The 13901-nt window shown below is 41.7% G+C and carries 10 protein-coding genes; 5 read left to right on the top strand and 5 right to left on the bottom strand.

All coding sequences use genetic code 11. The annotated features are described in order from the left end of the window. Window positions 1-20: 20 nt before the first annotated feature. Window positions 21-674: an arylesterase gene (locus Q8W26_RS16585; RefSeq protein WP_305473784.1), complete on the bottom strand. Its 654-nt coding sequence runs from the start codon at window positions 672-674 to the stop codon at window positions 21-23. On the opposite strand from Q8W26_RS16585, the gene Q8W26_RS16580 reads away from it, so the two are divergent. From Q8W26_RS16580 to Q8W26_RS16570, 3 genes are all read left to right on the top strand, one after another. Next, entirely contained in the window at window positions 637-1368 is a 732-nt protein-coding gene (locus Q8W26_RS16580; protein ID WP_101213681.1) for an ABC transporter ATP-binding protein, read from the top strand. The genes Q8W26_RS16585 and Q8W26_RS16580 overlap by 38 nt on opposite strands. Further along, a complete protein-coding gene (locus tag Q8W26_RS16575) occupies window positions 1358-3895 on the top strand; it encodes an ABC transporter permease (protein ID WP_101213680.1) in 2538 nt (845 codons plus the stop codon). The genes Q8W26_RS16580 and Q8W26_RS16575 overlap by 11 nt, the downstream gene beginning before the upstream one ends. A gap of 189 nt (window positions 3896-4084) precedes the next feature. Then, the gene (locus Q8W26_RS16570; protein WP_101213679.1) at window positions 4085-5188 is read left to right on the top strand and encodes an arginase family protein; all 1104 of its coding nucleotides are present in this window, start codon (window positions 4085-4087) and stop codon (window positions 5186-5188) included. A 1037-nt stretch (window positions 5189-6225) separates the two neighbouring features. Here Q8W26_RS16570 and Q8W26_RS16565 read toward each other — a convergent pair. From Q8W26_RS16565 to Q8W26_RS16550, 4 genes are all read right to left on the bottom strand, one after another. After that, window positions 6226-7116: a prenyltransferase gene (locus tag Q8W26_RS16565; RefSeq protein ID WP_101215862.1), complete on the bottom strand. Its 891-nt coding sequence runs from the start codon at window positions 7114-7116 to the stop codon at window positions 6226-6228. 87 nt (window positions 7117-7203) lie between these two features. Beyond that, the gene (locus Q8W26_RS16560) at window positions 7204-8454 is read right to left on the bottom strand and encodes an EAL and HDOD domain-containing protein (RefSeq protein WP_101215861.1); all 1251 of its coding nucleotides are present in this window, start codon (window positions 8452-8454) and stop codon (window positions 7204-7206) included. A gap of 157 nt (window positions 8455-8611) precedes the next feature. After that, a complete protein-coding gene (locus Q8W26_RS16555; protein WP_101215860.1) occupies window positions 8612-9103 on the bottom strand; it encodes a DUF6702 family protein in 492 nt (163 codons plus the stop codon). Window positions 9104-9106: 3 nt separating this feature from the next. Beyond that, a complete protein-coding gene (locus tag Q8W26_RS16550) occupies window positions 9107-11488 on the bottom strand; it encodes a M1 family metallopeptidase (RefSeq protein WP_101215859.1) in 2382 nt (793 codons plus the stop codon). A 274-nt stretch (window positions 11489-11762) separates the two neighbouring features. Here Q8W26_RS16550 and Q8W26_RS16545 point away from each other — a divergent pair, with 274 nt between their 5' ends. Further along, window positions 11763-13184, top strand: a complete 1422-nt coding sequence (locus Q8W26_RS16545; protein ID WP_101215858.1) for a hypothetical protein — start codon at window positions 11763-11765, stop codon at window positions 13182-13184. Between the two features lie 156 nt (window positions 13185-13340). Next, window positions 13341-13610, top strand: a complete 270-nt coding sequence (locus tag Q8W26_RS16540; protein ID WP_101215857.1) for a superinfection immunity protein — start codon at window positions 13341-13343, stop codon at window positions 13608-13610. Window positions 13611-13901 lie beyond the last annotated feature (291 nt).

The raw sequence follows: 13901 nt of genomic DNA, 5'->3' as shown, positions 1-13901 counted from the left end.
CAATGTTAAGTAATCGCTGGCTAGCTGCCAGCGCGTTGTAAATATTCAGTAAAATATTCAGTGATCTGACTGGCAATGATCGGCTGTGCTTTTTTGTTGGGATGAATACCATCAGGTAACATCAGTTTAGGGTCGAGGGCTATCTCTTCAATAAAAAATGGCATCAGCTCTACTTGATGCTTTTCGGCCAATTTTGCATATAAGCCGGTGAACATCGAGGTATAGCGCTTGCCCATGCTTGGCGGGATATGAATTTCAGTTAAAATCACCTTAATGCCTTGCTCCTTAGCTAAGGTGATCATCTGGGATAAATTGTTACGAATTGTATTAATTGGGTAGCCACGTAAGCCATCATTTCCCCCGAGCTCAATCCATAACACATCCACTTCATTCTTGCTTAAAAGACGTGCTAGACGCGCTTTTCCGCCGCCTGTTGTTTCTCCACTTGCACTAAAATTCAATAACTTAAACTGGGGGAATTGCTGTTGTAACTGTTTCTGCGCTTTAAAGGCCCAACCTTCTGAGGCTTGCATTCCATAACCAGCACTGAGACTATCACCTAATAGTAATACGTTAGTGGCAAACGCTGACGACATAGTAACAAGCAAGATAGACAGTACACAGAAGGCACGACGGATGAGTGAACAAGTAGCAGAACAAAAAGATATCATCATAGTAAAAAATCTTATTAAACGAGTTGAAGTCAATAACGGGCAACTGGAGATACTCAAGTCTATCTCCTTAAATGTCAAGCAAGGTCAATCAATTGCTATTGTTGGCGCGTCAGGCTCTGGTAAATCAACATTGTTAGGACTACTCGCTGGTTTAGATAGTTCAACCTTTGGTGAGATTTGGCTCGACAATGCCCCGCTGCACGAATTAGATGAAGAGCAGCGTACCCATTTACGCGCTGAAAAAGTTGGCTTTATCTTTCAATCCTTCTTGCTATTGCCTGCGCTAACCGCGCTAGAGAATGTGATGCTGCCAGCGCAGCTCGCTGGCCACAAAGACGCTGAGCAACAAGCCCTCGCTTTACTAAAGAAAGTGGGGCTGGATCACCGTGACGATCATTACCCTAATCAACTCTCTGGCGGCGAACAACAACGTGTTGCTATTGCTCGCGCCTTTATTTGTCAGCCAAAAATTTTATTTGCCGATGAACCAACAGGAAATTTAGATGGCGATAATGGCCACCGTATCGAGCGTTTATTGTTTGAATTAAATGAGCAACATCACACGACGCTGGTCCTTGTGACTCACGACCCGAAACTGGCTGCAAACTGTCAACGCATTATCACCATGAGCGATGGCACAATCAGCGAGCAGCAAACCACGAATTCGCAAGAGGAACTGACGCATGTGGTTTAAGCCAGCCAAGTCATTATTAAAGCAACAGCTCAAGCGTGGTGAGCTAACCATATTCTTACTCGCTATTGCGCTAGCAGTGACCTCGGTTTTTTCACTCAGTGGCTTTGGTGAACGTTTAAACCAAGCCTTAGTGGTTAAAAGCAGTAACTTTTTAGCTGCCGACCGAGTATTGTCATCAGCTCATCCCATTGACGATAAATTAATAAATTCGTCAGAGCAATTTTCATTAAATAAAGCCAATTACCTTAGCTTTAATTCGATGGTCTTTGCTGGCGATGAGATGTTACTCGCCTACACCAAAGCCGTTTCAGGCCCTTACCCTTTGCGTGGTGACTTAAAAATATCGCGAACACCATTAATCAACGCGCCGCTAGACACCCAAGGTGAAGTGATTGTTGGCCCGCCACAGCAAGGCAATGTATGGGTCGCGCCAGAAGTGTTAATCCGCCTCCAACTGAGTATTGGTGATAAACTTGATGTCGGTGACGCGACCTTTACGGTCAGCGGCATTACCACTGAAGTGCCTGATGCATCATTTTCAATTTTTAACTCATCGCCAACAATATTTATCAACCAGCAAGATGTTCCGGCCACCAACATTATTCAGCCGGGCTCGCGTTTGTATTATAACTACTTGTTTAGTGGTGAAGAGTCTGATTTAGCCGCCTATTATCAATCGATAAAGCCATCACTTAAAACCAACCAAAACTGGGAAGATATTAAGGGCGAGAAGTCTCCTTTAGCTAACTCATTGGCGCGTGCAAACCAGTTTTTATTATTGGCTAGTCTGCTAGGGATTATTCTGGCAGCTACTGCAATTAGTGTCACAGCGGCACGATTTAGTCAAAATCAACTCGACGCCGTCGCCCTGTTAAAAACGCTGGGCACCAGTGATAGCGTGATCCGAAAAATATTCACCTTTCAATTAGCCACGATTGCAACGCTTGGGGTAATACTTGGATTAATTGCTGGTTATATCTTACAAGAACTCGCTTTCGCCGCCGTTGCCTATTACATGCCGCAAAGCTTACCGGAGCAACTGCCCGCACTGAGCTTTAAGCCATTGCTTATCTCGGTCAGTACCGGGGTTATTTGTGCTGCGATGTTCTCACTAACCCCAATGCTGCGTTTATTTAAAGTACCGGTAATGCGCGTGATTAAACGTGATATGCAGCCAACCCAGTTTAAATTGTGGCTTAATGGCTTAGTGTTTGGCGGTGCGATATTCAGTTTATTACTCATCTATAGCCAAGATTTAACATTAAGCTTAATTACCTTGTGTGTTGCGGGGTTAGTTGCCGCGATATTAAGCTTTATCGCGATGGGGTTAATTCGTTTATCACGCGGTAAAAAGTTTAGTGCAGCCAGCCCATGGCAATTAGCCATCGCATCGCTCTATCAACGTGCACCGCAAGCAAGCATGCAAATTGCCAGCATTGCTACTGCGATCATGTTAATGCTAATTATCTTGCTGCTACGTAATGAACTAGTTGATGAATGGCAAGATCAGATCCCACAAGGCACTGCCAATCATTTCCTTGGCAATGTCATGCCTGATCAAGTTGAGCCGATAAATGAATTAATGGCGAAATACGACGTTGAAACCAGCGACCTCTACCCGATTATTCGTGGCCGAGTAGTTGCGATTAATGAAGACACTATCGGTGGTTACGACAGCGAAGGCAACGTAGATAATGAGCGTAAACGCTCTGGTCGTCGTGGGTTTGGCCGCGAGCTAAGCTTAACGTGGCGCGATACTTTACCTAAGCAAAACCCAATTCAACAAGGGGAATGGTGGAGCATTGATCAACTTGAGCCAGAGGTCTCAATCGAAGAGGAAGTCGCAGCTCGTCTTGATATTAAACTTGGTGATGTTTTGGTGACCAATATCGGTGAGGAGCAAATCACAGCAACCGTAACTAGCATCCGTAAAGTCGATTGGCGCTCGATGCGACCAAATTTCTTTTTAATATTTAATCGTGCAGCACTTGGTGATATGCCGTCAACGTATATCTCATCATTCCATTTGCCAACTGAACAGCACCCATTGCTTAATGAATTACTGACTGAGTATCCGACCCTGTCACTGATTAAAGTGGATCGCTTGATTAAGAAGTTGCGTGAGATTATCGAGCAGGTTTCGCTCGCACTGTCTTATATAATGTTATTGGTGGTGTGTGCGAGTATTTTAGTACTGTTGGTACAAATCCAAGCAAGTTATCAGCAGCGCCATCAAGATCTAGTCATTCTAAGGACACTAGGCGCTGGTAAGCAATTATTAAAGCAAGCTATCGCGATTGAATTTCTAATTTGTGGTGCGCTAGCGGGCTTTACAGCAGCACTAACCACTGAGGTAGCATTATTCTTAATTCAAACATTTGTCATTGAAATGCCGTGGCAGCCTCACCCAAGTCTTTGGTTGCTTGCTACCGTGATCGGTAGTCTCTTTGTAGCCGCAATTGGCACCAGAGCCTGTAAGGATTTGACCCATTTGCCACCAAATGAGCTGATTCGTAATTTAAGTTAAAAATAATCGCCATTACTGTTTATGCAGTAATGGCGTTATTTTGTCCCCTTGCAACCTATTTCACTGCATAGTTAATCGCTTATACGCATAGCCATGCATCACCTAACTTTCATCCAACATTCACTTGCTTGTAATAGTGCCGACATCTCGTAAAATGATTTTATATTATCTAGAACCATCGGAGTAAACATGGCAGATTGGTCAAACTTTTCAGCGAAAATAAATCAGTATTTATGTCCACCGGGTAATGGTGTTTTTACCGTTAATACCGCCAAAGAGCGCAAAGAGTCTCTGCATAAAAGTCTTTATGGCAATACAGACAATATTGAGCTGGCGTGGTCAGAACAAGTTAGCCAATTACCATTAGACACTCGCCCGGTAGTATTAGGGGTTTGTAGTGATACTGGCGGTGGTATCTTACGTGGAGCCAATTGGGGCCCATTATTCTTACGTCAAACTATGTTAAGTGATGATTATGATGTCGATTATTTTGATGTCGGTGACGTTCGTGTTATTCCGCATTTACTACACGATAAATACTTAAACGAAGCGACGATTACTAACTGTCGTAAAGCGCTATATCATAACCCTGAGTCTAGCCTTCCGGTCAGTGCTTTATCAATTACCGAAGATTTTTGTGACGAGTTCTATCACAACTTCCCCGATAAAGGCTTATTTGCCATTGGTGGCGATCACTCAGTAAGCTACCCATTAGCGCGCAGTTATTTACGTGCTAAAAAAGCACAAAACAAAAAAGCCGCACTTATCCACTTTGATGCTCACACAGACTTGTTAGTTGAACGTTTGGGTATTGATATTTGTTTTGGCTCTTGGGTCACTCATATACTCGATGATTTACCATCACGTGATATGGCGTTCCAATTCGGCATTCGTTCAAGTGGTAAAGATCGTGGTCATTGGGAAGACAGCTTTGGTGTTAACCAATATTGGACACATGAAATTAATGAGCGCGGCGCGCAAGCAATTGTCGATGAAACCATTGTTAAATTAAAAGCCAATGGTATTGAAGAGCTATATGTTAGCTTTGATATTGATGCCCTTGATGCGCACTTTGCCGCAGCAACAGGCACACCGGAGCCTGATGGCTTAAACCCAGAGCAAGCCTTACTGATTATTTCAGAGCTTAATAAGCACTTTAAAATCACCGGTGCAGATATGGTTGAAATTGCGCCGTTTTTAAACACCAATGAAGATGGTGGCAACGATCGCGAAAAGACGCTTGCCGCTGGTAGCCAAATTAGTGAGTTATTATTAAAGGCTTTGGCTGAGTAAGACCTGTCAGACTATGGCTAACTGCCAATTATCGCCCTGAAATATTTTCTCAGGGCTTCCAACACTGTCATCCTGAAGGTGTTTAATTCAGGATCTCATTTTGGCCTGTAAACTGCCTTGATAGCAAAGCGAGATCCCGGCCAAAAACACACCGGGAAGACGGTATCGGGGCTGCCACATATTGTCATCCTGAAGGTATTTACAGATTGTCATCCTGAAAGTGTTTAATTCAGGATCTCGTTTTGGCCTGTAAACTGCCTTGATAGCAAAGCGAGATCTCGGCTAAAAACACACCGAGAAGACGGTGTAGGGGCTGCCACATATTGTCATCCTGAAGGTGGTTAATTCAGGATCTCCTATTGGCCTGTAAAGTTCCTTGATAGCAAAGCGAGATCCCGGCTAAAAGCATGCCGGGAAGACGGTGTCGGGACTGCCACATATTGTCATCCTGAAGGTGTTTAATTCAGGATCTCGTTTTGACCTGTAAACTGCCTTGATAGCAAAGCGAGATCCCGGCTAAAAACATGCCGGGAAGACGGTGTCGAGGCTGCCACATATTGTCATCCTGAAGGTATTTAATTCAGGATCTCATTTTGGCCTGTAAACTGCCTTGATAGCAAAGCGAGATCCCGGCTAAAAGCATGCCGGGAAGACGGTGTCGGGGCTGCCACATATTGTCATCCTGAAGGTGTTTAATTCAGGTTCTCCTTTTGGCCTGTAAAGTTCCTTGATAGCAAAGCGAGATCCCGGCTAAAAACATGCCGGGAAGACGGTGTAAGGGCTGCCACATATTGTCATCCTGAAGGTGTTTAATTCAGGATCTCGTTTTGGCGTGTAAACTACCTTGATAGCAAAGCGAGATCCCGGCTAAAAACATGTAGGGAAGACGGTGTCGGGGCTGCCACATATTGTCATCCTGAAGGTGTTTAATTCAGGATCTCGTTTTGACCTGTAAACTGCCTTGATAGCAAAGCGAGATCCCGGCTAAAAGCATGCCGGGAAGACGGTGTGGGTGAGACAGCGAAAGGACGTTATTGCTAATGCCAAATTAGCGATAACGCTAACAATAACGGAGTAATAATCGCCACAGCCACATTGGCACCGAGGTATTTAGGGTGAAGGCCGATTTGTTCACGGTGTTTCATCGCCCCCCATAACGAAAATAATGCCACAGGCAATAAAGTTAACGCCGCAAGGCTAGTCATCGGCAACATTTGCCAATACACACCACCAATAATGGCCAGTGCTGTAGCTACAACAAAACTAGCGTAAATAATGTTGGCCGTATTCACCCCATAAGTAATAGCAAGATGACGTCGCCCGACCACTTTATCCGCCTCTATGTCTGGATATTGATTAAGTAGTAACAAATTATTGACTAAAAAGAACGGTACCAATGCGACTAACCAGCTACTCGGTTCAACTTTTCCGGTGAGCACAATCTCAACACCGACCACCATTAATACACCAAACGCGAGCCCAGGTGACACTAAACAAAGCCAAGGGTGACGATTGAGCCAATTAGTGTAGCTAACAATAATGACACCGCCGAGTGCACTAATCCCTAAAATTATTAAGCCATATTGGAAAATGAAATATAAACCAATGACAGCGGTTAATAAGAGAGATACGACACCAACAATCAGAACATCTTGCGCGCCGCTGGGGTTATTAGGTAACGCGCCACTGCCTCCACTAAATGCGGTGCGAATAGTTTGACTATCTAAGCCGCTTTTAAAATCTGCATATTCATTTAAAGTATTAACACTGACATGCGCCAAAAGCGCTCCTAACGTTGCTAAGGTTAAGAAAAGCCAATTGATTTCAGTGAGTGTTACCAACGATGCTGCAACACCTAAGAAAATGCATACCGGTGTTAGAATTAAAAAATTAGGGCGAGCAGCCTGTATTACTACTGGAATGTTCATCACTTTCCCCTTGCTAGATAACTAGCGCTGTCATTAAATTAACGCGGTTTCAATTGTTACGTTAGCGTGTTCTGACAACAATAAATATTAGCCATTAGGATCAAAGCTACTACTACCATTTTGTATGCATTCAGCCCAAATCACAGCATCTTGATAATGCTTAGACAATTGCTTTTTATCTAGACGTAATTTAATCGCTTCTCGTTCTGCTTGATACCACCGCCCTTGCTCCAAGTATTTTATCGCACGTAACGATAAGCTCAGAGGTGTTTGACTACGTTCGGTTGTATCAAGTAATGCTTCAGCGACATCGTCACAAACTGCTAACCGCTGTAAAACATCATGCATAGTTGAGTCCAGAATTGCGTCCATTAAAGAAAACATTCCCATTAAAAAAGCACTTTCCACCAACGTAGGCGCTACTTGTCGGGACACTGATTCACAAAACTTAGCACGAATAACGCACATTTTAATCAGTTCCACTGGCTTATTCGACGCCAGAATAGCGGTAACAAATAAAGACAATAAACGCCTAAGTTGATCATCCCCTAAGTAGGTTAACGCCTGCTTAACCGACTTGATTTTACTTTTTAGTGGAAAGCCGCCTGAGTTAAGAAAGCACAGTAATTTATAAATTAAGTTACTGTCTTGCTCTAACAGCTGGGTAATTTTTTTATAGTTAAGCTCATCAGCAATCGTTTCTTTGTAAATTAAAAACATCAAATGCTCATTGGCTTCCGCTTCATGATTTGAGTGCATTTCAGGTTTACAAAAAAAATACCCCTGGAAGAAACTAAAGCCCATTTTAACCGCTCTGTCGAACTCTTCTTGAGTTTCCACTTTCTCTGCCAACAGCTTTTTCTCATTTTTCTCGCGTAGCTTTTTAACAACCGGTTCGATTTCATCAAGAGTGGTGTGCTGGATATCAAACTTAATTAAGTTAACTAAGCGAATAAAACGCTTCCATTCAGGCTTATAGATAAAATCATCAAGCGCAAAACGATAGCCAAAACGATGTAACTCAACACAAGCACGATAGACATCATCGGTGGGGTTAACGTCTTCTAAGATTTCAATAATAATATCTTCTTGGGGCAATAGTAGCGGCAAACGATCAATTAAGGATTTTTCAGAGAAGTTGATAAATGCGCGTTTACCGCCAGTGATTGGCCGAATACCTTTATTAAAGTGCGTTCGACCGATAAGTTTTGAGGTAGCCTCATGAGGGTCAACATCAGCAGGAAAAAAGTTTTCAGGGCCGCTACGAAAAAACAGCTCATAGGCCACTACTTGTGAGCGTCTATTTAAGATGGCTTGCCTTGCGCTATAAACGAGCATAAATCACTGTTATTATTAAAAGTTAATATATAACTTATAAGTATAGCAGCCGATAGTCAAATACAGCTAAGTTAAAATAGTATGTATGGCTAAATAAAAAGCCCAACACGAATGTTGGGCTCAAAAATTACACAAAAACCGACTCTGACTATTAAATCTAGTTGATTACTGCCTCGTGAGTTTTCTCATCAAACAATAAACTACCTTTGATTTTTGGCGATTCAAAATTCACTCGATTTTTTTGTCTTGGGAAATAATCCGTTAATAACTGGTGAAATATAGCGACCCCACTAATTGACTCTAATCCCAAAACTTCCTGATAAATATAAGTATCATTAACCCCGGGCTCAATGCCAACGAACTCTATTTTTATTGGTTTACCATTAGTGCCAACTAGTCCAAAACCTCGTTCAACATATTGTTGGACTAATTTAAGGTATTCATCACTATCAGCGTAAATACGTTGTTGATGTTTATCAGACAACAATGCTTCGAGATCATGGCTGGTAATGCGATGAATTATCTCAGTACTTTTAGTAAACTTGTTAACTGATATTTCAGTGCTACCAACAAAAAATGTATGGGCACTTGCGTTGGTTACCCAAGCAAGGTTGATTATTAGCGTGATTAATAAGGTGCGAATAGCCATCAATTATGCCGCTTCCTTGTCTTCGTTTTTCGCGTCTGTTTCTTTATCAGCATCGTCATCCGTCTTAAGTTTTTCATTGTACTTTTCCATTAAACTTTTCGATTTCTTACGCTTGTAAAGCTCTAAACGTGACTCAATAACACGGGTTGGCCAGTAGTTGTTGTTAACATCAACATCTGCTGTTTCCCAATAAGGGTCAAGTACGATTTCCTTGATCGCTTTATCAGTGATTAGCATCTTAGATACTTTCACTGTATTTTTACGCCAGATTTGTGCTGAGATGCGTAATACTTCATCGCTACCATCAGCGTATTTAACCTGAAGGATAATTGGCATCACTAAACCACCTTTATTACTAAAATCAACGGTGTAAATATTGCTGCCATTGTTTAGTAATTCAAGCTGCCAATCTTCTAATTTCTTTTGGCTACTGTTGTACTTATTACGGTCATGGTTAGTCACTGTAAACTTGTCATGTTCGTTATAAAAATCTAACAATTCAGGTTTTTTATCAGTACGCACAGGCATGCCTTGATTGCGAAGATCACTGATATCTGCAGGCTCTTTATTAAACTGCTCACGATCCCATGCTTTTTCAACTTCAGGATCTTGGCTACCAATATGCATTTTAGTTACGCGATCTAACGAGATATCAACATGATCGGTGGTGTAGAACCAACCGCGGATAAACCAATCAAGATCAACCGCTGACGCATCTTCTAAGGTGCGGAAAAAGTCAGCAGGTGTTGGGCGTTTAAACTTCCAACGTTCAGCATACTCTTTAAACGCAAAGTCAAATAGTTCGCGGCCCATAATGGTTTCACGCAAGATATTTAATGCTGTTGCAGGCTTACCATAAGCATTATTACCAAACTGTAAGATAGACTCACTGTTAGTCATAATAGGCACTTGATGACTACTCTTCATGTAGTTAACAATCTTACGTGCAGGGCCACGGCGTGATGGGTATTTTTCTTCCCACGCTTGCTCAGCTAAAAACTGTACAAAAGTATTTAACCCTTCATCCATCCACGTCCATTGGCGCTCATCAGAGTTCACAATCATTGGATAATAGTTATGCCCAACTTCATGGATAATGACCCCGATTAATCCGTACTTGGTACGTTTAGAGTAAGTCTTCTCACCAGTCTTTTTATCAACTTTTGGGCGCGGACCGTTAAAGGTAATCATTGGGTATTCCATGCCACCAACAGGACCATTCACCGAGATAGAGACTGGGTACGGGTATTGTAAACTGTATTTGTTGTAATGCTCTATGGTGTGAATAATCGCTTCTGTCGAGTAACGCTCCCAGAGCGGGTTACCTTCTTTTGGGTAATAAGACATGGCCATCGTATCGATGCCGCCTTCAGTATACCCCTGTGCATCCCAAATGAATTTACGTGATGAAGCCCAAGCAAAGTCACGCACATTCTCAGCTTTAAAGCGCCATGTCTTCATTTTTGATGACTTGGTCTTCTCTTTTTCCGTCGCTTCTTCTTCAGAAACAATGATCACTGGCTTATCGGCATATTTTGCTTTCTCAAGACGCTTACGCTGAGCCGAAGTTAGTACGCTACGTGGGTTTTGTAATTCACCGGTTGATGCCACAATGTGATCACTCGGTACGGTAATTTCAACATCGTAATCACCAAACTCTAAGGCAAACTCACCATTACCTAAAAACTGTTTGTTTTGCCAACCATAGACATCATAGTAAGCCGCCATACGAGGGAACCATTGGGCAATTTCATATAGGTAATTTTCATCTTCTTTGAAGTATTCGTAGCCAGAACGACCACCTAATACTTTCTGTTCGCGAATATGATAGTTCCAATCAATGTTAAACACGAATTGTCCATGTGGTTTAAGCCCAGTAGGCAAGTCAATACGCATCATCGTATCATTGATGATATAAGGCAGGTCACGCCCATTCTTATCCGTCACTTTGGTGATGTCATAACCGCCATCATGCTGTTGTGACTTCACCAGACCACGCATTGATTTAAAGCTTGTTTTTGGATTGCTTTGTTTTAAGCGAGTTGTCCGAGTGGTTTTATCTAAGGAGTCTCGCTTGAACCGATTCTGATCCAGTTGTAACCAAAGGTAAGTAAGTGTGTCTGGTGAGTTATTTTTATACGTGATGGTTTCTGAAGCCGTTAAGGTCTGCTTTTCATCATCTAGTTTTACACGAATTTTATAATCGGCCTCTTGTTGCCAATATTCATGTCCAGGGGCACCTGATGCAGTGCGGTAAGTGTTAGGTGTAGGTAAAAGTTCATCTAACTGACGAAACTTATCTTCAAACGGTTTGCCTTTAGCCATCAATGGGGACGTTATAACCACCGATATACTAAGTAACAAACCACTGACTAGTTTGTTCATATTTTTCTCGCTTAAGAAAATTGTATACTTTATTAAAAGGGCGGTCTTTATAGCATAAGTGAATTGTGTATTCACATTTAAAAATGTATCTAAATATATCCCGTTCAAACGCATAAATATGAATCTATTTAGCAAAAAAAGTAAGGTATGATAGTAAGTCAGCTCTTATTCAGTTTTATCTTTATAAATTAGATTAATAGCCTTTTTATTTTTTCATTAATTATTTGAGTTTACTGCTCCGTCAGCACTTAATTTTATATAAGGAACGCGTCCTATGATCGCCCTATTGTTTCCTAAAACTCGATTACTCAATCGCAGCAGAGCATTAAGCTTTTTTATTGTATCTGCAGTATTATTGCTGTCGGGCTGTGCACATAAAAACTATATGGAATCGGCTGAAAATCTAATGGTTTCACAACAGTATGAACTCGCGGTGCAAGAGTTTACTTTAGCGCTCAAAGAAAAGCCTAACGACCAATTAACTCGCGACAAGTTAACGCATGCAAAATCATTACTAGCAAGCTGGGCAACTGACTTGTTAGTCAAAGCACAACACGCAGAGACAAACGGCCAAACAGCCAAAGCGCTGCTACTGTATGCCAAGGTTGCACAATTAACACCTAATTCATCAGCAACATCAGCCTATCAACGTTTATACCGAGAGCTGCGAGATAAAAGTCAAATAAAAGTTAATATCCAGCCAAACAATATCTACCTCGACAATACTGTTGCTGTGAATATTGATGGTTTACAGGTAGTAAACAAACGTAACAGCAATATAAAGCAACTGAAATTCGCACAATCAAATCCGATTTTTGAAATACAGCAGTCAAACTCAACAGCCCTAACACAATACATCAGTGGTAGCCAAACTATCGCTAACCCTGACATTCTCGATCTGCAACATCAACTCGCCGACATTAAAGACGACAGGTACTCGATCAAGCGCAGTGTTAGAAAGCTAACTCGCCAGCTTAATCAACATAAGAAATCTTTACAGCAATTTACGAGTCGTAAGCAATCATTAGAAATGAAGTTACTTGCAACTAATTTAACAACGGAACGCAAACAGTCGTTGGAGCGTCAGCTAAGTGATGTCAATAACGAGCATAAGTACCATAAAAAACAGCACGAGAAGGCTGCATCGCGCTTAACTAAACAGCGCAAAAAATTAAATAAGATAAATCATCAACAAGAGCACATTGCTGATGCGCTAATACATACGCCGCCTGTAGTTGAGGTGCCGGTGTATACTGATTATGAATATATCCAGCAGCATCAAACCAATACCCTGACAAGTGTGTTGTACCTGACAGTAAACAAAATAACTCGTACGGCAAAAGTAATGGTGGACTCTCAGGACGATAGTCACCCAGCGCACCCTATCATTGGATTAGCAGCTAACCCGATGGAAGTGTTAAACAAAACAGCATTGAGCCCAAGATTAGCGCAGGAACGGGTACATATAGCACAGCAGTTGCTCACCCAATTAGTCGATGAGCAATATTTAAATTACTTTTATCAAGCCCAGCAGACCAATAACATCGATGAGAAGTTTGATTCCTTAGTTGCTCATGGGTTAATGAAGAGAGCTGGCGCAAACCAAGATGCAGCTAGCCAGTTACAACAAATGCTCAGCCTTGAATTTGGCCAAGGAGCACATTTTAATATTAACCAGCTACTTCACCTATACTAAAAGTAATAAATTACAGGGTCGTTTACCGACCCTGTGATAAAATACACATCAAATCACTAAAATAAACCGTTCAACACTTTTTATACCTCATCAGCTTATTAACCCTCTATTCTATGCCTTAACACATAACATAAGATTAAGAAGGTAAGAATAACCATGGAATTTTTCAGTCAAATAGAGTCAGCACTAAACTCAGCAAGCCCTTTAACAATTGCGCTATTTATAATCGCATTCCTTGCCATCTGGTTTTTGCCTGCAATTTTGGCACTCTTTTTCAACCGCAAGCATTTTATGTTGATTTTGGCAGCCTGTGTTCCGGCTGGATTCTCGATTATTGCATGGTGTGGTCTAATGATATGGGCAACGACAGGCAAAGGAATTGAGAAGTTTGTTAAGAACCGAAAATTAAAAGAACAAGCGGAGTAACGCAGTTTTCTAACGATGGCTCTCTTTCACCTTTTATTTGTAAAAGAGGTGAAATCATCGTGATAAAGTTGCAAAAACAACGTTTAGCGTTTAATTTTGAACCAGGCAACAAATAAATTAGTCTTTTAACTTGCAAATAAAAATAATTTCTCTATTATAGCGCCCATCTGAGACAAGGCGTAACCCACTAGGGAAGCAACTTGGATAAAGATTAGTGATTGCGGGATGGAGCAGTCTGGTAGCTCGTCGGGCTCATAACCCGAAGGTCGTTAGTTCAAATCTAGCTCCCGC

Source organism: Psychrobium sp. 1_MG-2023 (assembly GCF_030689115.1).
GTDB lineage: Bacteria > Pseudomonadota > Gammaproteobacteria > Enterobacterales > Psychrobiaceae > Psychrobium.
The sequence above is the reverse complement of the archived record's forward strand: the minus strand, read 5'-3'. Positions and strand labels throughout refer to the sequence as shown.